Source organism: Nocardioides jiangsuensis, from assembly GCF_019679455.1.
GTDB lineage: Bacteria > Actinomycetota > Actinomycetes > Propionibacteriales > Nocardioidaceae > Nocardioides_C > Nocardioides_C jiangsuensis.
Genome location: NZ_JAIEZQ010000003.1, coordinates 227,428 through 251,075 on the forward strand (window position 1 = coordinate 227,428; position 23,648 = coordinate 251,075).

The following is a 23,648-nucleotide window of genomic DNA, read 5'->3' on the forward strand; positions in this document are numbered from 1 at the left end:
GATGACGGGTAGTGCTCACCCGGGGGTCCCTGCACAACCCTGCATCGGGGAATGTCGCGGTTTCGGCTCGAACGGGGCCGGAGAGCACCCTCCCCGAACGGCGTGAGACGACCTAGTGTGGCTGGGGAGGGATACGAGAACGGGGAGTGACCATGAAGCGCACGACCAAGGCAATCGCGTTCGGTGTCACCACCCTCGCCGCGATCGGCGTGGGCACCGGCATCGCCGTGGCGGCGATCGTCGACGACGACGCCGACGACACCGAGCAGGGCAACGACGTGTCGATCTCGGGAAAGGCCTTGGACCGCGCGAAGGAAGCCGCGCTCGCCCACACGGGCCAGGGAACCGTTGTCGACACCGAGGTGGAGGACGACGCCGAGGGCTACTACGAGGTCGAGGTCGAGCTCGGCGACGGGAGCGTCACCGAGGTCGAGCTGAGCAGTGACTTCAAGGTCCTGGGCACGGAAAGCGAGGAGGCCGAGGGCCAAGACGACGACTGACTGGGAGCGCCCTGCAGGTCGAGATGTCGAACGCCGCCGCGTCCCGTGGCTACGCGGGCGCAGGGTTCATCGAGCTCGCGACGTATCACCACCGGGTCCGCGAGGACTAGGGTCGATGAGCACCACAAGGAAAGGACATCTGTGATGGCTGTCGATCGAGGACTGCTGGCCCTGCTCGAGGCGAAGCCTGGGAAAGGCAACGAGGTCGCGGACTTCCTCCGCCAGGGGCGTGAGCTCGCGGCGGCCGAGTCCGGGACCGTGACCTGGTACGCCTTCAAGATCAGCGACACGACGTACGGGATCTTCGACACCTTCGAGGGTGAGGACGACCGTCAGGCTCACCTGAACGGTCAGATCCCCGCCGCCCTCGGACAGGTGGGACCCGATCTGCTCGCCGCTGACCCCGACATCCGCACCATCGACGTCCTCGCGGTGAAGTGACCTCTGCGCAGCTCGACCTCCCGGGCTTCGGCGGCAACCCACCCCTGCCGGGCGTACCGCGCTCTCCTGACGCAGTTCTCGGCCGCACCCCCACGAGACGGTCCAGCTGATCCTCGCGCGGTCGGTTCAAACGGGAGAGGCCGCCCGGTTCACGCCCTTGCCGTGCGCCCGTCACCGAGCGCACGATGGGATCGACGCCGGCCGACGGGGAAGCCGATGCGGCACCACGCAGGCGTTCGCAGCGGCCCGCGCCTTCACCTTGGTTTCTCTGGACCTGGAGGCGGAGATGGCTGACATCCCACAGTGGCACCTGGCCGGGGACTGGTTCGACGTCTGCAGCTGTTCGATGCCCTGCCCCTGCGAGTTCGCCCAGGCGCCCACCGGCAACCACTGCCAGGGCGTGCTGGCCTACCACGTGCGTGAGGGCAGCTACGGAGACGTGTCCCTCGACGGGCTCAACGTCGTGGCTCTCGGCGAGTTCGAGGGCAACGTCTGGGACGGCGCGAAGGTGGCGCTCGGCATGTACGTCGACGACCGGGCCGACGAGGCCCAGCAGCAGGCGCTCCTGGCGATCTTCGGCGGGGAGGCCGGCGGCTGGCCCGGGCAGTTCGCCGAAACCGTCGGCGAGATGCGGGGCATGGAGCGGGTGCCGATCACGATGGAGGTGAGCGGGGACCTCTCGCGCTTCAGCGTCGAGGTGCCCGGTCGGGTCAGCGCTCTGGCCGAGGCCCTCACCGGTCCGACCACGCCTCCGGGCGCGCGCGTGCAGATGCTCAACCCACCCGGGTCCGAGGTGGGGCCCGGTCAGGTCGCGACCTGGGCCGTCGCCACGACGGACCACGTCGACGCACCTGCCTTCGGCTTCCAGTGGCAGTGGGACGGCCGGTCCAGCAAGCACATCCCGTTCGACTGGCGCGGTCCGGACGAGTGAGGAGCGGCGGACCCGCGGGGGTGAGTCCTCCGCTGGGGCAGACCGGTGTGCTCGACGGCGTGTCACGCCGCGTGGTCGTCGTCGTGAGCGCCTGGCTCGTGGCCGGCTCGGTGCTGGCCTGGGTCGTGACGGCGGGCCAGTCGTCCGACATGGCCGGGATGGCCGGTGGGCTCGCCGAGATCGGGACGGCGTCGCCGATGACGTTGACGGGGGCGACGTTCCTGGTGATGTGGGTCGGCATGACCACGGCCATGATGTTCCCCACCGCCGTACCGATGGTGGCAGCGCACCGCATGGTCACCCGTCGCCGCGGCGAGGGTGCCGCGTCCACCGTGGCCTTCGTCCTGGGCTACCTGACGGCCTGGACCGTCGCGGGTGTCGTACCCATGGCTGCCCTGCTCGGGTTCCGGCACGTGTCGGCGACGGCGGGGGAGGGACGGTGGCTGCCCACCCTGGCCGGCGTGGCCGTCGCGGCGGCCGGCGCCTACCAGTTCACCCGCTGGAAGTCGGTCTGTCTTCGCACCTGTCGAAGCCCCCTGGCCTTCGTCATGAGCCATGACTTCGGCGGCGGCACGGTGGGCGCCCTCCGCGCCGGTCTCGTCCACGGCGGCTACTGCCTGGGCTGCTGCTGGGCGGCGATGAGCCTGTTGCTGGTGGTCGGACTGATGAACCTCGTCTGGATGGCAGGGATCGCGCTGCTCTTCCTCACCGAGAAGTGCTGGCGGCACGGCGTGGGCCTCACGCGCCTGGTGGGCGCCACCCTGATCGCACTCGGGCTCCTCGTCGCGCTCGAGCCCGCCGTCCTCCAGGCGCTGGCCGGAACCGGATCGGGCTCCGGTGAGATGGGGCGGCAGTCCGGCATGTGACCGCCGCGGTACGGCCGGTCGCCGAGGCCCGCGAATCTCCCTGGCGTCCGATACGTGACGTTCGCCCGTTTCGCGAAGAAGAAACACCCTCGGTGCACTTTGCGGACTACCCCAAGATGGGCATCACGGGTGATGTCCACACAAGCGGTACACGGGGCATTCTCAGGTAAAGGAAAAAGTAAAAAGCACGGGGGACCAACCGGCGTGGACTCGTCCACGGTCGGACACCTCGCCCAGCCGCGCTTCGCGAGAAGGCGGTGCAGGGCGAGGACATCACGCATCAGTCGATGACGATGTACCTGGACTCTCTCGACCCCAGCGGCCTCTGTCCGGGCATGCTCCGCGGGGGGTCGGATCCCTCACACGTGAACTGCGGAAGGACAGTCGCGCAATGTCTGCTTCAGGGGACAGAGAGAGAAAGTTGCTGCCGGACGAGAGGCACCTGAGATCCGGGCTCTGGGCGGTCTTCATGGCGCTCATCGGGCTGCTGGTCGCCGTCGTCGTCGTGGCGTTCCGCTGGAACAACGAGTCCGGCGTGGCGGCACTGGGCGCCGTCACCAGCTCCATCGCCGCCATCGTGAGCGCGTACTTCGGGATCCAGTACAGCCAGCGAGCCGTCGACGCGAAGTCGCCCTCCAAGAAGCGGAGGCCCCGGTGACCCCCGCTCCCACCGCCCCGCGATCCCGACGAGCCCACGAGGAGTGACATGGCAGAACCCATGACGCCGGACGAGGTGGTGCGCGCCCTCACGCACTGGCGCGTCCCGTTCAGGCGAGTAGACGGATGGAGAACCCGGAACCGGAACAAGGTCGGCCCCTGGGGTCCGGTGTACGGGCTGGTCGTCCATCACACGGGCGACGACGCCGACGACAAGATCGACCTCGACCTGATCGTCCGCGGGCGAGCCGGCCTCCCGGGACCACTCGCGCAGTTCGGCTGTGATGACGACGGCACGATCTGGCTGGTCGCCTGCGGACGCGCCAACCACGCGGGCGGAGGTGACCCCCGCGTGCTGGGGGCGGTCATCGAGGAGTCGTACGGCGGCTACCCGCCCAAGTCGCGCGAGCACACCGGGTCGGATGGCTCGACCGACGGCAACAACAACTTCTACGGCGTGGAGACGTTCTACAGCGGCTCGAAGGCCCCCACCGCTCAAGCACGTCGTTCGCTGGTCCTGCTCGCCGCGGCCATCTGCCACCACCACGGCTGGAGCGCGAAGTCGGTCATCGGCCACAAGGAGTGGTCGGACTGGAAGTCGGACCCGGGCCACGTGGACATGAAGGCCTTCCGCAAGGCGGTGGCCAGGCGGCTGCGGGAAGGTCCGCCGAACCCGGTCGACCAGGACGTCTATCTCGAGCGTGCGGCTCGCCGTCTCAGAGCGGCATCGATCCATCTCGTGCTCGCCGACCAGAACCTGAAGCGGGCGATCGACGAGGGCGCGAAGGTCCGCGTGATCCGGGGGCGCACCCGTGCGTCGGCGGAGGCCACCAAGGAGGACGCTGCGCGGCTCGGCCGTCAGTAGGCCGCCCGGAGGGGGACGGGTGCTCCGCTCCGGGGACCGCCGCCGCCGTGGAAGCGCGGAAAAGCCGGACGGGGAGCGGTCTCGGGGGGCACGCTCGGGGGAGAGCCCACCGAGAGGACGTGCCATGGACAGCGACGTGCCGGCTCCCGCGGTGGTCGCAGAGGTCGGTTCGATGACCGTCCTGCTGACCTTGGCGTCGGGCCAGTTCCTGATGGCGCTCGACAGCTCGGTGATGAACGTGTCGATCGCGACGGTCGCCGAGGACCTCGGTACGACGGTCACCGGGATCCAGACCGCGATCACCCTGTACACGCTCGTCATGGCGTCGCTCATGATCACGGGAGGGAAGATCGGCCAGATCATGGGCCGCAAGCGGGCGTTCGCGCTGGGCTGCATCATCTACGGCGCCGGGTCGCTCACCACCTCGGTCGCCCCGAACCTGACCGTCCTGCTCATCGGCTGGTCCCTGCTCGAGGGGATGGGCGCCGCCCTGATCATGCCGGCGATCGTCGCGCTGGTGGCCTCGAACTTCGGCCGCGCCGAGCGTCCCAAGGCCTACGGCCTGGTGGCTGCCTCCGCTGCGATCGCCGTGGCCGTCGGGCCCGTGATCGGCGGCCTGCTGACGACGTACGCATCGTGGCGGTACGTCTTCGCCGGAGAGGTGGTCATCGTCCTGGTCATCCTCGTGTACGCCCGGCGCATGCAGGACGCGCCGCGGGAGGAGGGCGTGCACATGGACCTGGCCGGCACCGGCCTGTCGGCACTGGGTCTCGGTCTCATCGTCTACGGGATCCTCCGCGCGGGAGCCTGGGGGTTCGTCCTCCCCGAACCGGAGGCGCCGGTCTGGCTCGGCCTCTCGCCGGTGTTCTGGCTGGTCCTCGGCGGTGGCGTGGTCCTGCTCGGCTTCCTGAGCTGGGAGAGTCGCCGGCTGGGGAACGACGAGGCGGTACTGATCGACCCGGCGATGCTCGACAACAAGCGCCTCCGCGGCGGCCTCACCTCGTTCTTCTACCTCTACCTGCTCCAGGCCGGGATCTTCTTCGCGGTACCCCTGTTCCTCTCGGTCGCCCTGGGGCTGTCGGCCATCGCGACCGGGCTCCGGATCCTGCCGCTCTCGATCGCCCTGCTGGTGGCCGCGGTGGGCGTGCCCAGGTTCTTCCCCGAAGCGTCCCCGCGACGGGTGGTCCGGATCGGCTTCGCGCTCCTGTTCCTCGGCCTCGTGGCGCTGGTTGCGGTGCTCGACATCGGTGTCGGACCCGAGGTGGTGACCTGGCCGCTGCTGCTCGCGGGGCTGGGCATCGGGGCGCTGGCGTCGCAGCTCGGCAGCGTCACCGTGTCGGCGGTCCCGGACGAGCAGAGCGGCGAGGTCGGCGGCCTGCAGAACACGCTCACCTTCCTGGGAGCCTCGGTCGGGACCGCCCTGGCCGGAGCCGTGCTGATCTCGGGACTCACGACGTCGTTCTTCACGGGCATCGAGGACAACCCGGCGATCCCCGGGGACCTGTCCTCGGACGCCCAGGTCGAGCTCGCCGGCGGTGTGCCGTTCATCCCGGACAGTGACCTGGAGCGCGCGCTCGCCGACGCCGGGGTGACGGGGGAGACGGCGGACGCGGTCGTCGACGAGAACGAGGAGGCCCGGATCGACGGCCTGCGGTCCGCGCTGTCCGTGCTGGCGCTGATCTCACTCGTGGCGCTGTTCTTCTCGAACCGCATCCCCACACGCCAGCCCGGCGCCGACCCGGGGACGTCGGACGCCGTGGAGCCCGCGCAACCGGTCTGAGCCGCGCCCCCGGCATCCCGGCCCACAGGGCAGGAACCGCGATGCCGCCAGGTGTGTCGTCTGCCCGCAGTCGGCGACGTGAGGGTCGGCCCGAACCGTGCCGAGATTTCTTTTACCGAGCCCCGTCGAAAGCCAGGACCGGCCGGGCGCGCCGGGGCGTCACCGGGCCCGTGCCTTCCGGAGAATGGGCTCCCGTCCTTCGACCCGTGGAGCGTGCCGTGCCGCCCGAGACCCCGTCGCCCCGCTCCGTCACGACCTCCGGACGGGCGACCGCCGCGCCGGAACCGGTGGCCGTCGCCGTCCGCCTGCGCCGACTGTGGCTGGGCGAGGTGGTGTCCTCGCGGGCCTTCCTGCGCAGCGACCTCGGCGACGCCGCGGACGAGATCGCGCTGCACCGGGTCGGGAACGCGCTCGAGCTGGTCACGCCGTACGACTTCGGCGACGGTGACCCGCTCGAGGGCGGCCTCGGCCGGTCCCTGCGGCGGCGCGTCTCCGCGGTCACCGGGGGAGTCGTGCGCGAGGTGAGCTGGCGGTACGACGACGCGGCCGGCCGCCCGGTACGACGGACCCGCACCTCCGACCTGGACGTGTTCCGCCCCGGTGACCCCGGCCGCGACGCCTACCCCGACGTCCTCGCGGAGCTGCGCCGGAGGCTGCCCGCTGACACCGCCGACGCGGCCCGCGAGGTGCTCGGCGCGCTCGGCCTGGCGGCGGTGAGTGCCCACCGGGTCTGGTTCGCGGCGCCCAGCGCTGCCGCGGAGAAGGCGGTGGGCAGCACGCCGGGCGCCGCCTACGCGCTGTTCGCGAGCGTGAAGCGGTTGCAGAGGAAGGAGCCGCTGTACCGGGTCTACGCCGATGCCGACGGCGTCGACGAGGACCTGACGCTCGCGCCGCGCTGACACGACGACGCCGCCCGCCCCGGAGCAGGGACGGACGGCGTCGGGGTGGTGCGGTCAGGCGCTGACGACCCGACGCAGCGGGCACGCGTTGACGAAGCGCCAGCACGCCGTGGCCGCGACGGCGACCAGGGCCACCGTGAGCACGATCGGGACCACCATGGCGGCCGGTGCCTGCTGGACGAGCACGAACACGCCCATCACCAGGACGAACCAGCCGAAGCCCCTGCGCAGCGTCGCCTCCGGGATGCGTCCCGCGAGACGGCCGCCGACCACGCTGCCGACGACGGCGGCGGCGGTGACCCCGAGGGTCAGGCCCCAGTCGAGCTGCACCGAGGTGAGGTAGCCCGCCAGGCCGGCGAAGGACTTCATCGCGATGACGACCAGCGAGGTGCCGACCGCGACGGACATCGGCAGGCCGCCGAGCAGGGCCAGGGCGGGGACCACCAGGAAGCCGCCCCCGGCGCCGACGAGCCCGGTGACCAGGCCGACGACCGCGCCGTCGAGCAGCACCCGGAACAGCGGCAGCTCGGCGTGCTTCTTGGCCCCCTCGGGGGTACGGCGCCCGCGGAGCATGGCGAGCGACGTGGCCACCATCATCAGCGCGAAGGCCAGCAGCAGCAGCTGCCCCGGGGCGTGGCCGCCGACGAGGCCCCCGACGAACGCGCCCGCCATTCCGGCGAGGCCGAAGAGCAGCCCGGTGCGCCACATGACGCGCCCGCCTCGGGCGTGGCTGACGACCCCGGCCGCCGAGGTCACGCCGACCACGAACAGCGAGGTGGCGATCGCCTCCTTGGGGTCGAGCCCGGCGACGTACACCAGGATCGGCACGGTCAGGATCGAGCCGCCGCCGCCGAGCACACCGAGCGAGAGCCCGATGAGCACGGAGAGGGCGAGGACGAGCACGAACATCAGGGACACCGGGTCACGCCCCTTCGGTCAGGGCCTTGACGACCTCGTCGATGTCGGTGTTCTCGTTGGGACGGTTCCACGGCATCTTGGACAGCGCGGTGCCCATCGCGCAGGTGTTGGTGACGGCCGCGCCGACCAGGCCGGTGCCGACGCCGGCGGCGAGCCACTTCAGCTTCGGGACGGCCGCGCTGCTGAGCACGCTGGCCGCGACGAGGCTGCCGGCGACGAGCCGCACCTGGCGCTCGAGCTCCCAGGTCTTCCGGCCGCGGTTGACCGGCGCGCCGGCGTTCTCCCAGCTCACCATGCCGCCGTCGAGGACACGCAGGCCGGGCAGGCCGACCTCCGCGAGCGCCTTCTCGGCCTGGGTGGCGCGGGCGCCGGAGCGGCAGACGAGGACGACGTCCTCGTCGAGGTGGCGGCGGAGCTCGGCGCGGTGCTCGCGCAGGGTGTCCAGGGGCACGTTGTAGGCGCCGGGGATGTGGGCGGTCTCGAACTCGGCGGGCGTGCGCACGTCGAGCAGGCGCGGAGCGTCGTCCGAGGCCAGACGCTCCTTCAGGGTCTGCACGTCGAGGATGCGGGCCTCAGTAGGGGTGCTGGTCATGGGTCAGGTCTCTCCTAGGAGTTGCTGGTGAGGGGAAGTCCGGCAACAGAGGCGTTGTCGAACGAGTCGTCGACGGCCACCACGTCGTGGCCGCGGGCCTGGAGCAGCGCCGTCACGACGCTGGCGCGGTAGCCACCCGCGCAGTGCACCCAGAGCCGGGTGCGGGGGACGTCGTCGATGTGCGCGAGGACGTTGTGGATCGGCAGGTTCACCGCGTCGACGATGTGCGACTCGGCGAACTCCTGGCCGCGGCGCACGTCGAGCACGACCGGACGCTCCGAGGGGTCCTTGCGCAGCTCGGCCGCGAGGTCCTCGAACGTGGCGACCGGGTACGACGCCAGCGCGTCGCCTCCGGCCCAGTCCTCGGGCTTGCCGGTGGCCATCGCCGCCGGGCGCTCGAGGCCGATCCGGGCCATGTCCCGCTGCGCCTCGGCGACGTCCTGGGGGGTCTCGCCGAGCAGCGTGACCGTGGCGTCCCACGGGATCAGCCAGCCCAGGTAGGTGATGAACTGCCCGTCCAGGCCGAAGTTCAGGCTGCCCGTCAGGTGGCCGGCGGCGAAGGCCGACCGGGTGCGCAGGTCCACGACCCACTCGCCGGCGTCGATGCGGCGGCGAAGCTCGGCGGGGTCGGCGAGCTCGGGGGCGGACAGGTCGGGCGCGCTCGGGCCGGCGGAGTTCGCCGGGCCCATGTGGGCGTAGTAGGCGGGGAACTCGTCGAGGCCCGCGAGCAGCGCGTCGACGTACTCCTGCTCGCCCTGGGTCAGCGCCGGGTTGCTGGTCTTCTCCTGACCGATGGTGCTGGAGACGGCCTCGGACTGGGTGGCCGAGCAGAAGCTGCCGAAGCCGTGCGTGGGGAAGACCTCGGTCTCCTCGGGGAGCTCCTCGGCGAGCCGGTGGGCGGAGTGCCACTGCGCGCGGACCAGCGTGTCGGTGTGGTCCGGGCCGAGCAGGTCCGGGCGGCCGGTGGAGCCGAAGAGCAGCGAGCCCCCGGTGAACACGGCCACCGGGCGGCCCTCGGCCTCGAGGGCGTACGAGAGGTGGGTGTGGGTGTGGCCGGGGGTGTGCACGACGCGGACACGCATCGTGTCGCCCACCGCAAGGACGTCGCCGTCGCTGACACCGGTGCGCTCGAAGTCGACCGGGTCGTCGGCGTTGACGTGGTAGGTGGCGTCCACCTCCTGGGCCAGGGCGAGGCCGCCGGTCACGTAGTCGTTGTGGATGTGGGTCTCGAAGACGTGCGTGATGCGCACACCCGCCTCGCGGGCCACGTCGAGCACCCGGTCGTAGTCCCGCTGGGGGTCGACGACGAGGGCGACCTTGCCGTCGTGGGCGAGGTAGGTGCGGTCACCAAGCCCGGGGGTGTCGATGGGGATCACGGTGGTCACGAGGTTCCTCCTGGACGTCGAAATACCTCTGGGGGTATCGGTTGATGCTGACGCTAACAGACAATGGCCAATACCCCCCTAGGTATTCCCGACCATCGGGAGAGACCTGGTTCACACCCCGCGGCGACCCCCTCCCGGAGCGCCCGCACGACGTCGGTAGAGCCCCCTCCCGGGCACTCAGGACGATGTGTCGCACGTCTCAGCCCCGGGAGGTTTGAACTGGAATGTTGCGGGTTCTGCAGGCCCTAGGATTTCTCTCGCACCAGGTCACGTGTCCCGGCAGACCAAGCAAGACGGCGGACCAAAGTCGCACCTCCCGTCCGCCCATTTCCCCCAAGTGAGTCCTGCCCCCGTGTCTGTCGTTGCCGTCGGCATTGCCGCGTCCTTCGTGTCCCTCTACGCCACCGTTCCCCAGGTCCTGCGCGCCGCGCGGACCCGCTCCGCCGACGGGATCTCCTGGACCTCCCTCGTGCTCAGCCTCGCCACGTTCACCCTCTGGTGCGTCTACGCCTTCGCGGTCGCCGACCACATCCAGCTGATCAACAACACGATCGCGCTGCTGCTGCTCGTCGCGCTCGCGGTGGTCGTGCTGCGCACGGGGGAGGGCCGCAGCTACTGGACGGCGGTGCTCGCGGTCACCGGCACGGCGGCCGCGTCGCTGTGGCTCGTCGACGTCAGCAACTCCTTCACCCTGGCCATGGTCGGCACCACGATCAGCTCGCTGCGGATGGTCCCGCAGACCCGGCTGGCGCTGTCCCGCGCACCGCTGTGGGGGCTGTGCCCGTGGTCGACGGTGCTGGTGTGGCTCGGGATGGCGCTGTGGCTGGCCTACGCGGTCATGGTCGGCGACGTCGCGGTGGCGCTGTGCAGCGTCATCGGCCTGGTGATGCAGTCCGCGATCCTGGCGTTCCGGCTGCCCCCGCGCCGTACCCTCGCCTCGCTCGCCGCCGGGCGGCTGGGCACCCCGGTCGCCCGGGTCGTCCGCCCGGTCTCGGCGCGCTTCCCGCACCAGCGGAACTACCAGCTCGCCGCCTGAGGCTAGGCTCGCCCCGTGGCCGATTGCCTGTTCTGCGGGGTCGCCGCCGGTACGACGCCCGCCCACCTGGTGCTCGAGACCCCCGACCTGGTCGGCTTCCTCGACCACCGGCCGCTGTTCAAGGGGCACGTGCTGCTCGTCCCGCGCCGCCACGTGGCCACGCTTCCGGACCTCCCGGCGGTGCTCCGCGACCCCTTCCTCGCTGCCGGCCAGCGGCTCGCCAGCGCGATGGTCGAGGTGCTCGGCGCGCAGGGCTCGTTCGTCGCGATGAACAACACCGTCAGCCAGAGCGTGCCGCACCTGCACCTGCACGTGGTCCCGCGGACCAAGGGCGACGGGCTGCGCGGCTTCTTCTGGCCGCGCACGAAGTACGCCGGCGACGAGGAGGCGGCCGGGTACGCCCGCCGGCTCTCGGCCTGGCTCGCGGCGGACGACGCGGCGCCGGTGGCAGGCGTGGGGGAGGAGGGCGGCGCGGATGTCGTGGTGGACTGACCAGGCGCTGCCGCACGTGACCGACCGGCTGCTGGGCGCGCGCGACATCCACCGGCTGCGCGAGCGGGTGTGCGCCGGCCTGCACGGCGAGGTCGTCGAGATCGGCTTCGGGTCCGGCCTCGACGTCGGGCACTACCCACCTGCGGTGACCCGGGTGGCGGCCGTCGAGCCGTCCGACGTGGCCTGGGGGCTCGCCGCGCCGCGCGTGGCCGCGTCGCCGGTGGCCGTGGACCGCGCGGGGCTCGACGGCGCCCGGCTCGACCTGCCCGACGCGTCCTTCGACAGCGCACTGTCGACCTTCACGCTGTGCACGGTGCCGGCCGTCGAGTCCGCGCTGACCGAGATCCGGCGGGTGCTCCGGCCGGGCGGTGCCCTGCACTTCCTCGAGCACGGCCTCGCCCCGGACCCCGCGGTGGTGCGCTGGCAGCGCCGGCTCCAGCCGCTCCAGCTCCGGGTCGGCGGCGGCTGTCACCTCGACCGGCCGATCGCCGACCTGGTCCGGGGCAGCGGACTCGAGATCGAGTGGCTCGACACGTTCTACGCCGGGCGGCCGCGGGCCTACGCCCACGTCTACCTGGGGCGCGCGGTCAGAAGTTGATGGGGCTGCCGGTCATGGGCACCCGTGCCCAGACCGTCTTGCCACCCGTGGGCTGCGGGGTGACGCCCCAGTCGGAGGTCAGCGTGTCCACCAGGTCCAGCCCGCGGCCGGACAGGTCGGCGGGGCCGTGGTCGCGGCGGTCGGCCGTGTCCGAGGAGTCGTCGTACACCTCGACCAGCACGAAGTCGCCCACCCGGGAAAGCCGCACCCGGAAGGGGGAGCGGGCGTGCACCACGGCGTTGGTGACGAGCTCGCTGACCACGAGCGCGGAGCAGTCGACGAGATGAGCGAGGCCGGCGGCACGTAGCTGGTCGCAGACGAACTGCCGGGCGTCGCGGATGTGGCGCGGCTCGGCCGGCCACCGTGCCTCGAAGGACCATTCGACTGCTCCGGGCATGCCCGCGTCTTCTCCCCGTCAACGAACCGCATGGAACCGGTCACTGCAAGGTCTGGGCAACGGCACGGCTTCTGCCTCCGACTCTACCCGGGCACCAAGGCGATTGTCCGCTTTGCGTCCGGGGCCTCCCGGCCGGTGCCCGCATCGACGCGGCACCGCTGGGTACACGCCGCGCATGAGCGGTGCGCACAAGGGGGACACGGGCCCGGACGTCGGTCGCGACGCCCGGGTCGCGCAGCGTCTCGTCGCCCTCGCCGACACGCTGGTGGACGACTTCGACGTCGTGGACCTGATGGACCGGCTCGTCGGGACCTGCGTGGAGCTGCTCGGCACCGACACGGCCGGCCTGCTCCTCGCCGACCAGCGGGGGAAGCTGCAGCTGGTCGCGTCCTCGAGCGAGGAGACCCGCCGGCTCGAGCTCTTCCAGCTGCAGAGCGAGGAGGGTCCCTGCCTCGACTGCTTCCACACCGGCCTTCCGGTCCGGGAGCCCGACCTCGCGGCCGCCTCCACCCGGTGGCCCCGGTTCACCCAGGCCGCGGCCGCTTTCGGCTACGTCTCGGTCTACGCCGTGCCGCTGCGCCTGCGGGACCAGGCCGTGGGTGCACTCAACCTGTTCCGCTCGGGCCGGCCGGCCCTGAGTGCCGACGACCAGCGGGTCGCGCAGGCACTCGCGGACGTCGCCACGATCGGCCTGCTCCAGCAGCGCACCAGGCAGCGCGCGACCGCGCTCGCCGAGCAGCTGCAGGGTGCCCTCGACAGCCGGGTGGTCATCGAGCAGGCCAAGGGCGTGCTCGCCGAGCACGGCCGGGTCGACATGAGCACGGCGTACGCCGCGCTGCGCCGGTTCTCGCGGAACCACAACCAGAAGATCGCGGAGGTCGCCGAGCGCGTCGTGGGCCGGACCACCTCCCTCGACGCGGTCCTCGAGACGTCGCCGTCCGAGACCGGATCTGTGTGATCTACACCTATCCAGAGGGTCCGGAAATCCACGATTTCAGCCGCTCGGTGTGACGTGGGCAACTTTCGGCGTGTTTACGGATTGGATTCCGTGGGGAGTCTGTGCCTACGCTCATCGTTCGCTGAGACGTCGCCCGGATGGTGCAGGGGATTCACCGGGGTGACGTCAGCGTGACAAGTTCATAGCCGGAGCGGGCTACGCCGAGTCCTACCCGCCCAGCGCTCCGGCCCGCACTGTCATGTCGTCGACCACAGTCATGGGTAGGAGTGGGGGAACCACATCGTCACGCGTCCTCGGACGCTCGGGGTGTAGTCACCTTCTGGTGGCGGGGCACCTTTCAGCCCTAACCCGACAGCTCACCTCACAGGCGTGGGAAGGGATTTCTTCATGCCTGCGACTCCTCGCATGCGTAGTTTCGCTGCGCTTCCGCTCCTCCTCGTCATGTTCCTCGTGGCCAGCACGTTCGCCCTCGCCACCCCGGCCGAGGCGCGCACCGCCCGCCAGTCCCGGATCTACGACGGCTTCCGCATCGTCGCCAACCAGAAGGGTGACCCGTACCAGTACGGCGCGGACGGCCCGGGCGCCTTCGACTGCTCCGGCCTCACCTACTACTCGTTCCGCAAGGCTGGCTTCAGCAACATCCCGCGTACGTCGGACGCCCAGGCCCGCTGGACCGACCGCATCAAGCGCAAGAACATGCGCAAGGGCGACCTGATGTTCTTCTACGACGGCGGCGGCGTCTACCACGTCGGCGTGTTCGCCGGCTGGAAGAACGGCGAGCGGAAGATCATCCACGCGCCGTACGGCGGCCAGAACGTCCACCGCTCGTCCGTGTGGACCAACAAGTGGTTCCCCGGCACCCTTCGGTGACCCGCGGTCTCCACGACTGAGCAAAGGCAGGGTCGCTCCCCGATCGGGGCGCGACCCTGCGCCACACTTAGCCCCATGGTTGGATTTCCCATGCGTACCTCGACGTCCCTTTCGTCCCGCCGCCCCGGCGCCCGCTCCGCGTTCTCCCTGACCAGCCTGGCGCTCGTCGGTTCGCTGGCCCTCGCCGGCTGCAGCGACAGCACGTCGCCCGAGTCCGCCGACAGCCCGGACAGCCAGAGCACGGCCGCGGGCTCGACCCTCTCCGGCCAGTGGCCGCTCACCGGCCTCCCGGCCGAGGGCGAGGCCCCGAAGCACCCGGTGATGGTCGTCAAGATCGACAACACCGGCAGCAGCAACCCCCAGGTCGGGCTCGGCGAGGCCGACCTGGTCGCCGAGGAGCTCGTGGAGGGCGGCTCGACCCGCCTCGCGGTCTTCTACCACTCCCAGGTCCCCGACAAGGTCGGCCCCGTGCGGTCGATGCGCGCCTCCGACCTCGGCATCATCGAGCCCGCCGAGGCGGTGCTCGTGGCCAGCGGCGGGGCCCCGCAGACGGTGAAACGGGTGAAGGACGCGGGCGTGAAGGCGATGACCGAGGGCGCTCCGGGCTACTTCCGGGACAACAGCCGCTCGGCGCCGTACAACCTGTTCATGGACCTGCCGAAGCTCGCGGAGACCCTGAAGTCCGACGGCACCCCCGAGGGCTACTTCCCGTGGGGCACCGAGGAGGACTTCCCCAAGGGGCAGCCGGCGGGCAAGATCTCGGCGACGTTCTCCGGGGGCCACACCACGAACTGGCAGTTCAAGAAGGGCCGCTACGTCAACCTCAACAGCGAGGCGCCCGCGAACGACCAGTTCGACCCGGCGACCGTGCTCGTGCTGCGGGTCAAGGTCGGCGACGCCGGTTACAAGGACCCCGCGGGCAACCCCGTCCCGGAGACGAAGTTCACCGGCAAGGGCGAGGCGATGGTCTTCCACGACGGCTCGATGGTCCGGGCGACCTGGTCCAAGAGCGGGCTGGACGCCCCCGTGAAGCTGCAGACCAAGGCCGGCGAGCTCACCCTCCCCGCGGGCAAGGTGTGGATGGAGCTGGTCCCCAGCAACGGCGGGGACGTCAGCTTCAGCAAGTGAGACGTGCGGGTCAGCCCGCCTCTTCGCCAGGCCCCGGCGCCTCGTCCGTGACGAGGTCGTCGGGGCCTGGCAGTCTCTCGCCCGACTCTGCCTGCTGGCGGAGCCCGGCGAGGATGAACGTGATCGCGGCCTCGACCTCGGCGCTGGCCCGGCGCGGGTCCTCCGCCGAGGAGACCGCGGACCCGGCCGCCGACATCGCCCCGAAGAAGACCCGGCTGAAGGTCTCGACCATGCTCGGCTCGAGGGCGTAGGACTCGAGCACCGAGGCGACGATCTCCTGGACGATCCCGAACGTCGAGCGCTCCTCCTGCTCGCGGTAGCGCTCGTAGCCGAGCACCGCCGGGCCCTCCTGGATGACGATCCGCCGGTACCCCGGCTCCTGGACCACCTCGAGGAACTTGCGCAGGCCCGACATCGACTTCTCCCACGGGTCGTCGTTGCCGCGGACCGCCTTGTGGATGGTCTTGCTCGCCTCGGCCTCCACCTTCTCGAAGACGGCCTCGAACAGCGCCTGCTTGCCGCTGAAGTGGTGGTAGAGCGCGCCCTTGGTGACCCGGGCGCCGGCGACGATCTCGTCCAGGCTGGTCCCGGCGTAGCCCCGCTCGGTGAACAGCTCCGTGGCGACGTCGACCAGCGCCCGCTTGGTGGAGGCGGAGTACTGCTGGCGGCGTGACGTGCGCGGAACCTTCCGCAGGACCTTGGTAGTCATCCCCCGAGCATATGGCCGATGCGGCGACCCGGGCGTTCGCCGGGCGCGGGGGAGGGGAGAGCCAGATCACGGTTTGCCCGATTGCGTACCCCGGGTAAGAGACATACTGTTGGTACGTACCAACGGTATGTGAGAAAGGAAGACGCCCATGACCTGGGACACTTTTCACCGCCGCGGAGAGGTACTCCGAGCCGTCGTCGACGCGACCGAGGCTCGCCGTGACGGGGTGCTCCCGATGGAGATGCCCGGCGTCGCCGAGACCTTCGGCGACGAGCTCACCCTGATCGGTGCGCTGCAGCTGCGCTGGCACACCCGCCTGGCGGGCTCCATCGAGCGCGAGCTGATGGACCAGCCGATGGACCTCGAGTCCGCGGTGATGGCCGCCTGGCGCCGTACGGCGACCGAGATGACCGGGGTCCGCCGGATCCTGGACGCCTACGCCGACGCCCCCACCTCGGAGCAGATGGCACGGACGCTCACCAAGGCCCACCGCAAGGACTGGGCGCTGATGGCGTCCATGGCCGGCAAGGCCAGCCCCTCGGACCGCGCCGCGGCCGACGTCGGCCGCAGCATCGAGGAGCGCGCCCGCGCCGCCTACCGCCCGGTCGCGGTCGGACGGCACCGGGCCGACGACGCCGAGAAGGCCTCGCTGCTCCATCGGATCAAGGCACACCTCGCCGCGTAACCCACGAACCCAGGGGCGCACGCCCCTGCCCGAGCAGCCCCGGCTGCGACGCTCCCGCGGTCTCCCTCCGCACTCCCTCCCCGAGCGTCGCGGTCGGGGCTTCAGGCTTCCCGGAGCCCCGCACGGCAGCCCGTCAAGCGGTCTCGAACGGCGCGGAGGGGTACGACGCCCCGAGACGTCGTGAAACTATGTGCCCGTGGCTTCTACACCGAGCATCTCCTACTCGATCACCGTCCGTCTCGAGCTGCCGGCCGGAGGGACGGCGATCAGCGAGCTGACCTCGACCGTCGAGAAGTGCGGCGGCATCGTCACCGCGCTCGACGTCACCGCCTCCGGGCACGACCGGCTGCGCATCGACGTGACCTGCGCCGCCTCCGACACCGGCCACGCCGACGAGATCGTCGCGGCGCTGCGTGCGATGGAGGGCGTCGCGGTGCACAAGGTCTCCGACCGCACCTTCCTCATGCACCTCGGCGGCACCATCGAGATGGCCTCCAAGCACCCGATCCGCAACCGTGACGACCTCTCCCTGGTCTACACGCCGGGCGTGGCCCGGGTCTGCGAGGCGATCGCGGAGAACCCCGACGACGCCCGCCGGCTCACCATCAAGCGCAACGCCGTCGCCGTGGTCACCGACGGCTCGGCGGTCCTGGGGCTCGGCAACATCGGCCCTGCCGCGGCGCTGCCGGTGATGGAGGGCAAGGCCGCCCTGTTCAAGCGGTTCGCGGGGATCGACGCGTGGCCGCTGTGCCTCGACACCCAGGACACCGACCAGATCATCGAGATCGTCCGCGCCATCGCGCCGGGCTTCGCCGGCATCAACCTCGAGGACATCTCGGCACCCCGCTGCTTCGAGATCGAGGCGCGGCTGCGGGAGATCCTCGACATCCCCGTCTTCCACGACGACCAGCACGGCACCGCGATCGTGGTGCTCGCGGCGCTGAAGAACGCGCTGCGCGTGGTGGGCAAGCGGATGGACCAGGTCCGTGTCGTCATGTCCGGTGCCGGTGCCGCGGGCACCGCGATCCTGCGGGTCCTGCTCACCGCGGGCGTGCGGCACGTCGTGGTCGCCGACGTCGAGGGGATCATCCACCGCGGCCGCCCGGGGCTGCACGAGTCGCTGCGGTGGCTCGCGGAGGCCACCAACGAGGCCGAGCTGTCCGGCAGCCTCAAGGACGCGGTCGTCGACGCGGACGTGTTCATCGGCGTCTCCGCGCCGAACATCCTCACCGGCGAGGACGTCTCGCGGATGGCCGACGGCGCGATCGTCTTCGCGCTGGCCAACCCGGTGCCCGAGATCGACCCGGCGGAGGCCCGCAAGTACGCCGCGGTCGTGGCCACGGGACGCTCGGACTACCCGAACCAGATCAACAACGTGCTGGCCTTCCCGGGCGTGTTCCGCGGGCTGCTCGACGCGACCGCGAACCGGGTCGACAACGACCTGCTCGTGGCGGCGGCGGACGCGATCGCCTCGGCCGTCACCGACGACGAGCTGAACGCCAACTACATCATCCCGAGCGTGTTCCACCCCGACGTGCACCACTCCGTGGCCACCGCCGTTCGGCACGCCGCGGAGCGGCACGCACCCGGCGAAGGCGATGCCTGACCCGCCGACCGTGACCCTGGCGGCGGGACAGCTGCTGGTGGCCACCGCCGCGCTCGTGGACCCCAACTTCGAGCGCTCCGTCGTACTCCTGCTCGACCACGACGAGGACGGCAGCCTCGGGGTGCTGCTGAACCGGCCCTCCCCGGTGCCGGTGCGCGACATCCTGCCCGACTGGCACGAGCTCGCCGACGAGCCGTCGGTGCTGTTCCACGGCGGGCCGGTGGCCACCGACTCGGCGCTCGCCGTGGCGGTGATGACCACCGGCGAGGAGGACGACGAGGCGCCGGTGGGCTTCCGCCGGCTGTTCGGGCGGACCGGGATCGTCGACCTCGACACGCCGACGGAGCTGGTGGTGCCGGTCGTCTCACGGCTGCGGATCTTCGCCGGCTACGCGGGCTGGGGGACCGGCCAGCTCGAGGCGGAGGTCGAGGAGGGCTCCTGGTACGTCGTCCCGTCCCTGCCGGCGGACGCGTTCGCGGGCGACCCGCACGGGCTCTGGGCCCGGGTGCTGCGCCGGCAGCCCGGCGAGCTCGCCTGGGTCTCCACCCGGCCGGTCGATCCCACCCTCAACTGAGCGGGAGTGGTCCGCAACTGGGCACCGGCTCGTTAGACTAGGGCGTTGTGAGCACCCAGATGAGCCCCGGAGTCCAGACCGTCGAGGACACTCGCACGGCCCCTACCGACGACGGCGACCACGAGCGCTTCTCGCACTACGTCCCCAAGGACAAGCTGACCGAGGCGATGGTCATGGGGACGCCCGTCGTCGCCCTGTGCGGCAAGGTGTGGGTGCCCAGCCGCGACCCGGAGAAGTACCCGGTGTGCCCGGAGTGCAAGGAGGCCTGGGAGGACCTGAAGAAGGACGACGACGAGGACTGACCGCGCCGTCCCCGGTCCCACCCGCACCTGCACCTGGAAGGAAGTTCGTGACCTCTGCGAACATCCCTGCGCCTCCGAACGAGCTACCCCCCGCCTACCCCGACCGCGCCGCCTGGGGCACCGCCACGAAGCTGCGTGCCTGGCAGGCCGGCGCGATGGAGCGGTACTTCTCCGAGAACCCCCGCGACTTCCTCGCGGTGGCGACCCCCGGGGCCGGCAAGACCACCTTCGCGCTGACCGTCGCCGCCGAGCTGCTCTCCCGGCGCGTGATCGACCGGATCACCGTGGTGGCGCCGACCGAGCACCTGAAGACCCAGTGGGCCGACGCCGCCGCCCGCGCGGGCATCCCCATCGACCCGACGTACTCCGGCCGGAAGGGCCCCACGAGCAAGGACTACGTCGGGGTGGCGGTCACCTACGCCGGGGTCGCGGTGAACGCCCTGGCGCACCGGATCCGCACCGAGCGCTTCAAGACCCTCGTGATCCTCGACGAAGTGCACCACGCCGGTGACGCGCTCTCCTGGGGCGAGGCGGTGCGCGAGGCCTTCGAGCCCGCCGCCCGCCGGCTGGCGCTGACCGGTACGCCGTTCCGGTCCGACATCAACCCGATCCCGTTCGTCACCTACGCGCCCGACGAGGAGGGCGTGCCGAAGAGCGTCGCGGACTACACGTACGGCTACGCGCACGCGCTGGCCGACCACGTCGTCCGCCCGGTGCTGTTCATGGCCTACAGCGGCGAGATGCAGTGGCGCACCCGCGCCGGGGACGAGGTCGCCGCCCGGCTGGGCGAGCCGCTCACCAAGGACATGACCGCGCACGCGCTGCGCACCGCGCTCGACCCGGGTGGCTCGTGGATGCCGTCGGTGCTCGCCGCGGCCGACAAACGGCTCGCCGAGGTGCGCCGGCACGTGCCCGACGCCGGCGGCCTGGTGATCGCCTCCGACCAGGACTCGGCCCGCGCCTACGCCGCGCTGCTCAAGACGATCACCGGCGACCGGCCGACGGTCGTGCTGTCGGACGAGAAGGCCGCGTCGAAGCGGATCGCCACGTTCGCCGAGAGCGACGAGCGGTGGATGGTCGCGGTGCGGATGGTCTCCGAGGGCGTCGACGTGCCACGGCTCGCCGTCGGTGTCTACGCCACCACCGTGTCCACCCCGCTGTTCTTCGCGCAGGCGGTCGGCCGTTTCGTGCGTGCCCGCAAGCGCGGCGAGACCGCGTCGGTGTTCCTGCCGTCGGTGCCGAACCTGCTCGGCTTCGCCTCCGAGATGGAGGTGCAGCGCGACCACGTGCTCAAGCGCAAGGTCAGCGACGAGGGCGACATCTTCGCCGCCGAGGAGGACCTGCTCAACCAGGCGCAGGCGTCGGAGGCGGCGAGCGCCGACGAGGCGCTGATGCCGTTCCAGGCGCTCGGGTCGCAGGCAGTCTTCGACCGGGTGCTGTACGACGGCGGCGAGTTCGGCCACTCCGGGGAGGTGCAGGTCGGCTCGGAGGAGGAGATGGACTTCCTCGGCATCCCCGGGCTGCTCGAGGCCGACCAGGTGCGCGACCTGCTCCACCACCGGCAGAGCGAGCGGGCCCGGCAGCAGCGCCGTACCTTTTCCACGCCCGAGGACGTGGTGCGCGACGTGTCCACGCACGAGCAGCTCGCGGTGCTGCGCCGCGAGCTGAACGGGCTGGTGGCCGCGTGGAACCACCGCACCGGCCAGCCGCACGGCGTCACCCACGCGGCGCTGCGGCGCGAGTGCGGGGGGCCGGCGGCGGCCGTGGCCACCGCGGACCAGCTCTCCACCCGGATCGAACGGATCCGGGACTGGGCGGCGCGCAAGAGCTCCTGAGTATCCTCGGCGCATGGCAGCCGAGACCTCGCAGACCCTCGACCGTGGGCTGCGCGTCCTCGACGTGCTGGCGCACTCGCCCGGCGGGCTGAGCGTCACCGAGCTCGCCGCGGCGGTCGACGTGAACCGCACCGTGGTCTACCGGCTCGTCGCGACCCTGGAGCAGCACGGCCTGGCCCGCCGCGACACGGCCGGCAAGCTGCACGTCGGGCTCGGCGTGCTCTCGCTGGCCCGCGGCCTGCAGCCGGTGCTGCGCGAGCTGGCCGCGCCCGTGCTGCGCACGCTCGCCGAGGAGCTCGGCGCCACCGCGCACCTGACCGTCGCCGACGGGGGAGAGGCGCTCGCGATCGCGGTGGTGGAGCCGAGCTGGACCGACTTCCACGTCGCCTACCGGGTCGGCGCCCGCCACCCCCTCGACCAGGGGGCCGCCGGACGGGCGATCCTGCGGGGCAGGGGGCTCGCCGCGGTCGACGGCCCCGGAGAGGAGGCGGTGGTGCAGACGGTCGGCGAGCTCCAGCCGGGGGCCCGCGGGCTGGCCGCGCCCGTGCTCGGGGTGGAGGGCCTCGAGGCGTCCGTGGGCATCGTGACCCTGGGCGACCTCGACGTTGCTAAGGTCGGCCCGCGCGTCCGGGCCGCCGCCGAGGAGGTCGCCAGACGGCTCACCTGACGCAGCCGGCCGGCCCCACCCGACCCGGCCGGCCGGGCGGTCAGCTCCGGTTCGCGGGGGAGGAGGCGTCAGGCTCGTGGTCGCGGGCCACTGCGGCGTCGAGCAGCGGCAGCACCCGGTGCCGGATCTGCGTGTCCAGCGCGATCACCGTGGACGAGCGCACGATGCCGGAGTCCGAGAGCACCGCGTCGATCACCCGCTGGAGGTCGGCGTTGGAGCGGGCCACCACGCGGCACCACATGTCGCCGGCGCCGGTGATCGTGTACGCCTCGAGCACCTCGGGGATCGTGGACAGGTGCCGGGCGATCGTCTCGTGGCCCGACCCCTGCCGGATCTCCAGGGTGAGGAACGCGGTCACCGGGTAGCCCAGCGCCTCCGGGTCGAGCACCGGCCCCCACCCGGCGGTCACCCCCGCACGAGAGAGCTTGTCGAGCCGGGCCTGGACGGTGCCGCGGGCGACGCCGAGCCGCCGGGACGCCTCGAGCACGCCGATCCGGGGCTCGGCGGAGAAGAGGCGGAGCAATGTGGCGTCCAGCTCGTCCACGATCCGTCCTCTCGGTGTACAAGTTGTGTACTGGTTCGACGTACTGTTGCACACAATGTCTGCGCCGACCATGCTGCGGGCATGACTGCACCCTCGAACCCCCTGACCCAAGAAGAGCTCAAGGCCGATCTCACGCTCGAGCAGCTGCAGCAGCTCGTCGGGCTCGTGGAGTACGACGCCAGCAAGGACCCGTTCCCGGTCACCGCGATGGACTCGGTCGGCTTCGTGGTGGGCAACGCGACCCAGACCGCGAACTTCTACCAGCTCGCCCTGGGCATGGACCTCGAGGCCTACCGCGGCCCGGAGACCGGCTGCCGTGACTCCAAGAGCTACGTGCTCCGCTCGGGCTCGGCCCGGTTCGTCTTCACCGGCGGCGTGACCCCGGACAGCCCGGTGCTCGACCACCACCGCAAGCACGGCGACGGCGTGGTCGACCTCGCCCTCGAGGTCCCCGACGTCGACCGGTGCATCGACCACGCCCGTGCGGTCGGCGCGACGATCCTCGAGGAGCCGCACGACGTCACCGACGAGCACGGCACGGTGCGCGTCGCGGCGATCGCGGCGTACGGCGAGACCCGCCACACGCTCGTGGACCGCTCTCGTTACGACGGCCCGTACCTCCCCGGCTACGTGGCGCGGACCACCACCGTGACCCGCGGCGAGGGTCACCCCCGGCGCCTCTTCCAGGCGATCGACCACTGCGTCGGCAACGTCGAGCTCGGCCGGATGGACGAGTGGGTCGAGTTCTACAACAAGGTCATGGGCTTCACGAACATGGCGGAGTTCATCGGCGACGACATCGCCACCGACTACTCCGCGCTGATGAGCAAGGTCGTCGCGAGCGGCAACCACCGGGTGAAGTTCCCGCTCAACGAGCCGGCCGTGGCCAAGCGCAAGTCGCAGATCGACGAGTACCTCGAGTTCTACGACGGCGCGGGCTGCCAGCACATCGCGCTCGCCACCAACGACATCCTGCGCAGCGTCGACATCCTGCGCGACAACGGCATCGAGTTCCTCGACACCCCGGACTCCTACTACGACGACCCGGAGCTGCGGGAGCGGATCGGCAAGGTGCGGGTGCCGATCGAGGAGCTGAAGAAGCGCCGGATCCTCGTGGACCGCGACGAGGACGGCTACCTGCTGCAGATCTTCACCAAGCCGATGGGTGACCGGCCGACCGTGTTCTACGAGTTCATCGAGCGGCACGGATCGCTCGGCTTCGGCAAGGGCAACTTCAAGGCGCTGTTCGAGGCGATCGAGCGCGAGCAGGAGGCCAGGGGAAACCTGTAGGCCGCTTTGCCCGCGGTCCGAACCGCACAGGTGTGCCGTAGTGACACGTTCCCCCCGCGGGTCCGTGTCGCAACGGCACACCTGTGCTGTTGTGTCGGGTAGGTCGCATTTCCGTCGTTCCGC

The 23,648-nt window shown here is 71.4% G+C and carries 27 protein-coding genes and 1 riboswitch; of the genes, 21 read left to right on the forward strand and 6 right to left on the reverse strand.

The features are described from left to right. The first annotated feature begins 152 nt into the window (after positions 1 to 152). The 8 genes from K1X13_RS16880 to K1X13_RS16915 all read left to right on the forward strand — a co-directional run bounded on the left by K1X13_RS16880 (position 153) and on the right by K1X13_RS16915 (position 6,939). Positions 153 to 500 carry a PepSY domain-containing protein gene (locus K1X13_RS16880; protein ID WP_221026309.1) on the forward strand — a complete coding sequence of 116 codons (348 nt, stop codon included), beginning with the start codon at positions 153 to 155 and terminating at the stop codon, positions 498 to 500. A 144-nt stretch (positions 501 to 644) separates the two neighbouring features. Further along, on the forward strand, positions 645 to 941 hold the full coding sequence (locus K1X13_RS16885) for a putative quinol monooxygenase (protein WP_221026310.1): 297 nt from the start codon (positions 645 to 647) through the stop codon (positions 939 to 941). Positions 942 to 1,227: 286 nt separating this feature from the next. Continuing rightward, on the forward strand, positions 1,228 to 1,872 hold the full coding sequence (locus K1X13_RS16890; protein WP_221026311.1) for a DUF1326 domain-containing protein: 645 nt from the start codon (positions 1,228 to 1,230) through the stop codon (positions 1,870 to 1,872). Positions 1,873 to 1,931: 59 nt separating this feature from the next. Beyond that, positions 1,932 to 2,738, forward strand: a complete 807-nt coding sequence (locus K1X13_RS16895; RefSeq protein WP_221026312.1) for a DUF2182 domain-containing protein — start codon at positions 1,932 to 1,934, stop codon at positions 2,736 to 2,738. 469 nt (positions 2,739 to 3,207) lie between these two features. After that, positions 3,208 to 3,396, forward strand: a complete 189-nt coding sequence (locus K1X13_RS16900) for a hypothetical protein (RefSeq protein WP_221026313.1) — start codon at positions 3,208 to 3,210, stop codon at positions 3,394 to 3,396. A gap of 48 nt (positions 3,397 to 3,444) precedes the next feature. Beyond that, a complete protein-coding gene (locus K1X13_RS16905; protein ID WP_221026314.1) occupies positions 3,445 to 4,260 on the forward strand; it encodes a peptidoglycan recognition protein family protein in 816 nt (271 codons plus the stop codon). A gap of 124 nt (positions 4,261 to 4,384) precedes the next feature. Then, positions 4,385 to 6,040, forward strand: coding sequence for an MFS transporter (locus K1X13_RS16910; RefSeq protein ID WP_221026315.1), 1,656 nt, complete (start codon positions 4,385 to 4,387; stop codon positions 6,038 to 6,040). A gap of 218 nt (positions 6,041 to 6,258) precedes the next feature. Next, positions 6,259 to 6,939: a hypothetical protein gene (locus K1X13_RS16915; protein ID WP_221026316.1), complete on the forward strand. Its 681-nt coding sequence runs from the start codon at positions 6,259 to 6,261 to the stop codon at positions 6,937 to 6,939. 54 nt (positions 6,940 to 6,993) lie between these two features. Here the strand turns inward: K1X13_RS16915 and K1X13_RS16920 are convergent, their stop codons facing one another. Genes K1X13_RS16920 through K1X13_RS16930 form a run of 3 tightly spaced genes read right to left on the reverse strand, consistent with a single transcriptional unit; the run spans position 6,994 to position 9,834 of the window. Beyond that, positions 6,994 to 7,848 carry a sulfite exporter TauE/SafE family protein gene (locus K1X13_RS16920; RefSeq protein ID WP_225915411.1) on the reverse strand — a complete coding sequence of 285 codons (855 nt, stop codon included), beginning with the start codon at positions 7,846 to 7,848 and terminating at the stop codon, positions 6,994 to 6,996. Between the two features lie 13 nt (positions 7,849 to 7,861). After that, positions 7,862 to 8,449, reverse strand: coding sequence for a rhodanese-like domain-containing protein (locus K1X13_RS16925; protein ID WP_221026318.1), 588 nt, complete (start codon positions 8,447 to 8,449; stop codon positions 7,862 to 7,864). Between the two features lie 14 nt (positions 8,450 to 8,463). Further along, on the reverse strand, positions 8,464 to 9,834 hold the full coding sequence (locus K1X13_RS16930; RefSeq protein ID WP_308249611.1) for an MBL fold metallo-hydrolase: 1,371 nt from the start codon (positions 9,832 to 9,834) through the stop codon (positions 8,464 to 8,466). Positions 9,835 to 10,186: 352 nt separating this feature from the next. On the opposite strand from K1X13_RS16930, the gene K1X13_RS16935 reads away from it, so the two are divergent. The 3 genes from K1X13_RS16935 to K1X13_RS16945 are packed head-to-tail and all read left to right on the forward strand — an operon-like array spanning position 10,187 to position 11,960. Continuing rightward, positions 10,187 to 10,870, forward strand: coding sequence for a PQ-loop domain-containing transporter (locus K1X13_RS16935; RefSeq protein WP_221026319.1), 684 nt, complete (start codon positions 10,187 to 10,189; stop codon positions 10,868 to 10,870). A 15-nt stretch (positions 10,871 to 10,885) separates the two neighbouring features. Next, on the forward strand, positions 10,886 to 11,362 hold the full coding sequence (locus tag K1X13_RS16940; RefSeq protein ID WP_221026320.1) for an HIT family protein: 477 nt from the start codon (positions 10,886 to 10,888) through the stop codon (positions 11,360 to 11,362). Further along, complete coding sequence (locus K1X13_RS16945) at positions 11,346 to 11,960, forward strand: class I SAM-dependent methyltransferase (RefSeq protein ID WP_221026321.1); 615 nt, start codon at positions 11,346 to 11,348, stop codon at positions 11,958 to 11,960. The genes K1X13_RS16940 and K1X13_RS16945 overlap by 17 nt, the downstream gene beginning before the upstream one ends. Here the strand turns inward: K1X13_RS16945 and K1X13_RS16950 are convergent. Further along, entirely contained in the window at positions 11,950 to 12,357 is a 408-nt protein-coding gene (locus K1X13_RS16950) for an ATP-binding protein (RefSeq protein ID WP_221026322.1), read from the reverse strand. The genes K1X13_RS16945 and K1X13_RS16950 overlap by 11 nt on opposite strands. A gap of 175 nt (positions 12,358 to 12,532) precedes the next feature. Here K1X13_RS16950 and K1X13_RS16955 point away from each other — a divergent pair, with 175 nt between their 5' ends. The 3 genes from K1X13_RS16955 to K1X13_RS16965 all read left to right on the forward strand — a co-directional run bounded on the left by K1X13_RS16955 (position 12,533) and on the right by K1X13_RS16965 (position 15,313). Then, positions 12,533 to 13,315 carry a GAF and ANTAR domain-containing protein gene (locus tag K1X13_RS16955; RefSeq protein ID WP_221026323.1) on the forward strand — a complete coding sequence of 261 codons (783 nt, stop codon included), beginning with the start codon at positions 12,533 to 12,535 and terminating at the stop codon, positions 13,313 to 13,315. Between the two features lie 232 nt (positions 13,316 to 13,547). Beyond that, positions 13,548 to 13,700: riboswitch (cyclic di-AMP (ydaO/yuaA leader) on the forward strand. Between the two features lie 20 nt (positions 13,701 to 13,720). Beyond that, positions 13,721 to 14,185 carry a C40 family peptidase gene (locus K1X13_RS16960; RefSeq protein ID WP_221026324.1) on the forward strand — a complete coding sequence of 155 codons (465 nt, stop codon included), beginning with the start codon at positions 13,721 to 13,723 and terminating at the stop codon, positions 14,183 to 14,185. A gap of 75 nt (positions 14,186 to 14,260) precedes the next feature. Further along, positions 14,261 to 15,313 (forward strand): DUF3048 domain-containing protein, encoded by a 1,053-nt coding sequence (locus tag K1X13_RS16965; protein WP_221026325.1) that lies wholly within the window; start codon positions 14,261 to 14,263, stop codon positions 15,311 to 15,313. Positions 15,314 to 15,323: 10 nt separating this feature from the next. Here the strand turns inward: K1X13_RS16965 and K1X13_RS16970 are convergent, their stop codons facing one another. Then, positions 15,324 to 16,022: a TetR/AcrR family transcriptional regulator gene (locus K1X13_RS16970; protein WP_221026326.1), complete on the reverse strand. Its 699-nt coding sequence runs from the start codon at positions 16,020 to 16,022 to the stop codon at positions 15,324 to 15,326. Positions 16,023 to 16,170: 148 nt separating this feature from the next. Here K1X13_RS16970 and K1X13_RS16975 point away from each other — a divergent pair, with 148 nt between their 5' ends. From K1X13_RS16975 to K1X13_RS17000, 6 genes are all read left to right on the forward strand, one after another. Then, positions 16,171 to 16,707: a hypothetical protein gene (locus tag K1X13_RS16975; protein ID WP_221026327.1), complete on the forward strand. Its 537-nt coding sequence runs from the start codon at positions 16,171 to 16,173 to the stop codon at positions 16,705 to 16,707. Positions 16,708 to 16,903: 196 nt separating this feature from the next. Next, positions 16,904 to 18,313: an NAD-dependent malic enzyme gene (locus tag K1X13_RS16980; RefSeq protein ID WP_221026328.1), complete on the forward strand. Its 1,410-nt coding sequence runs from the start codon at positions 16,904 to 16,906 to the stop codon at positions 18,311 to 18,313. Continuing rightward, a complete protein-coding gene (locus K1X13_RS16985) occupies positions 18,306 to 18,887 on the forward strand; it encodes a YqgE/AlgH family protein (RefSeq protein ID WP_221026329.1) in 582 nt (193 codons plus the stop codon). The genes K1X13_RS16980 and K1X13_RS16985 overlap by 8 nt, the downstream gene beginning before the upstream one ends. A gap of 47 nt (positions 18,888 to 18,934) precedes the next feature. Next, positions 18,935 to 19,189 (forward strand): DUF3039 domain-containing protein, encoded by a 255-nt coding sequence (locus K1X13_RS16990; protein WP_221026330.1) that lies wholly within the window; start codon positions 18,935 to 18,937, stop codon positions 19,187 to 19,189. A gap of 155 nt (positions 19,190 to 19,344) precedes the next feature. Then, positions 19,345 to 21,024: a DEAD/DEAH box helicase gene (locus K1X13_RS16995; RefSeq protein ID WP_372450715.1), complete on the forward strand. Its 1,680-nt coding sequence runs from the start codon at positions 19,345 to 19,347 to the stop codon at positions 21,022 to 21,024. Between the two features lie 13 nt (positions 21,025 to 21,037). Next, the gene (locus tag K1X13_RS17000) at positions 21,038 to 21,691 is read left to right on the forward strand and encodes an IclR family transcriptional regulator (protein ID WP_221026332.1); all 654 of its coding nucleotides are present in this window, start codon (positions 21,038 to 21,040) and stop codon (positions 21,689 to 21,691) included. 40 nt (positions 21,692 to 21,731) lie between these two features. Here the strand turns inward: K1X13_RS17000 and K1X13_RS17005 are convergent, their stop codons facing one another. Beyond that, positions 21,732 to 22,235, reverse strand: a complete 504-nt coding sequence (locus K1X13_RS17005) for an Lrp/AsnC family transcriptional regulator (RefSeq protein WP_308249612.1) — start codon at positions 22,233 to 22,235, stop codon at positions 21,732 to 21,734. Between the two features lie 81 nt (positions 22,236 to 22,316). On the opposite strand from K1X13_RS17005, the gene hppD reads away from it, so the two are divergent. Next, on the forward strand, positions 22,317 to 23,525 hold the full coding sequence (gene hppD, locus K1X13_RS17010) for a 4-hydroxyphenylpyruvate dioxygenase (protein WP_221026334.1): 1,209 nt from the start codon (positions 22,317 to 22,319) through the stop codon (positions 23,523 to 23,525). Positions 23,526 to 23,648 lie beyond the last annotated feature (123 nt).

Coding starts and splice junctions, on each gene's coding strand:
- K1X13_RS16880 (WP_221026309.1), top strand. CDS start 153: ATGAAGCGCACGACCAAGGCAATCGCGTTCGGTGTCACCACCCTCGCC.
- K1X13_RS16885 (WP_221026310.1), top strand. CDS start 645: ATGGCTGTCGATCGAGGACTGCTGGCCCTGCTCGAGGCGAAGCCTGGG.
- K1X13_RS16890 (WP_221026311.1), top strand. CDS start 1,228: ATGGCTGACATCCCACAGTGGCACCTGGCCGGGGACTGGTTCGACGTC.
- K1X13_RS16900 (WP_221026313.1), top strand. CDS start 3,208: ATGGCGCTCATCGGGCTGCTGGTCGCCGTCGTCGTCGTGGCGTTCCGC.
- K1X13_RS16905 (WP_221026314.1), top strand. CDS start 3,445: ATGGCAGAACCCATGACGCCGGACGAGGTGGTGCGCGCCCTCACGCAC.
- K1X13_RS16910 (WP_221026315.1), top strand. CDS start 4,385: ATGGACAGCGACGTGCCGGCTCCCGCGGTGGTCGCAGAGGTCGGTTCG.
- K1X13_RS16920 (WP_225915411.1), bottom strand. CDS start 7,848: ATGTTCGTGCTCGTCCTCGCCCTCTCCGTGCTCATCGGGCTCTCGCTC.
- K1X13_RS16925 (WP_221026318.1), bottom strand. CDS start 8,449: ATGACCAGCACCCCTACTGAGGCCCGCATCCTCGACGTGCAGACCCTG.
- K1X13_RS16945 (WP_221026321.1), top strand. CDS start 11,346: ATGTCGTGGTGGACTGACCAGGCGCTGCCGCACGTGACCGACCGGCTG.
- K1X13_RS16950 (WP_221026322.1), bottom strand. CDS start 12,357: ATGCCCGGAGCAGTCGAATGGTCCTTCGAGGCACGGTGGCCGGCCGAG.
- K1X13_RS16955 (WP_221026323.1), top strand. CDS start 12,533: ATGAGCGGTGCGCACAAGGGGGACACGGGCCCGGACGTCGGTCGCGAC.
- K1X13_RS16960 (WP_221026324.1), top strand. CDS start 13,721: ATGCGTAGTTTCGCTGCGCTTCCGCTCCTCCTCGTCATGTTCCTCGTG.
- K1X13_RS16965 (WP_221026325.1), top strand. CDS start 14,261: ATGGTTGGATTTCCCATGCGTACCTCGACGTCCCTTTCGTCCCGCCGC.
- K1X13_RS16970 (WP_221026326.1), bottom strand. CDS start 16,022: ATGACTACCAAGGTCCTGCGGAAGGTTCCGCGCACGTCACGCCGCCAG.
- K1X13_RS16975 (WP_221026327.1), top strand. CDS start 16,171: ATGACCTGGGACACTTTTCACCGCCGCGGAGAGGTACTCCGAGCCGTC.
- K1X13_RS16985 (WP_221026329.1), top strand. CDS start 18,306: ATGCCTGACCCGCCGACCGTGACCCTGGCGGCGGGACAGCTGCTGGTG.
- K1X13_RS16995 (WP_372450715.1), top strand. CDS start 19,345: ATGGAGCGGTACTTCTCCGAGAACCCCCGCGACTTCCTCGCGGTGGCG.
- K1X13_RS17000 (WP_221026332.1), top strand. CDS start 21,038: ATGGCAGCCGAGACCTCGCAGACCCTCGACCGTGGGCTGCGCGTCCTC.
- hppD (WP_221026334.1), top strand. CDS start 22,317: ATGACTGCACCCTCGAACCCCCTGACCCAAGAAGAGCTCAAGGCCGAT.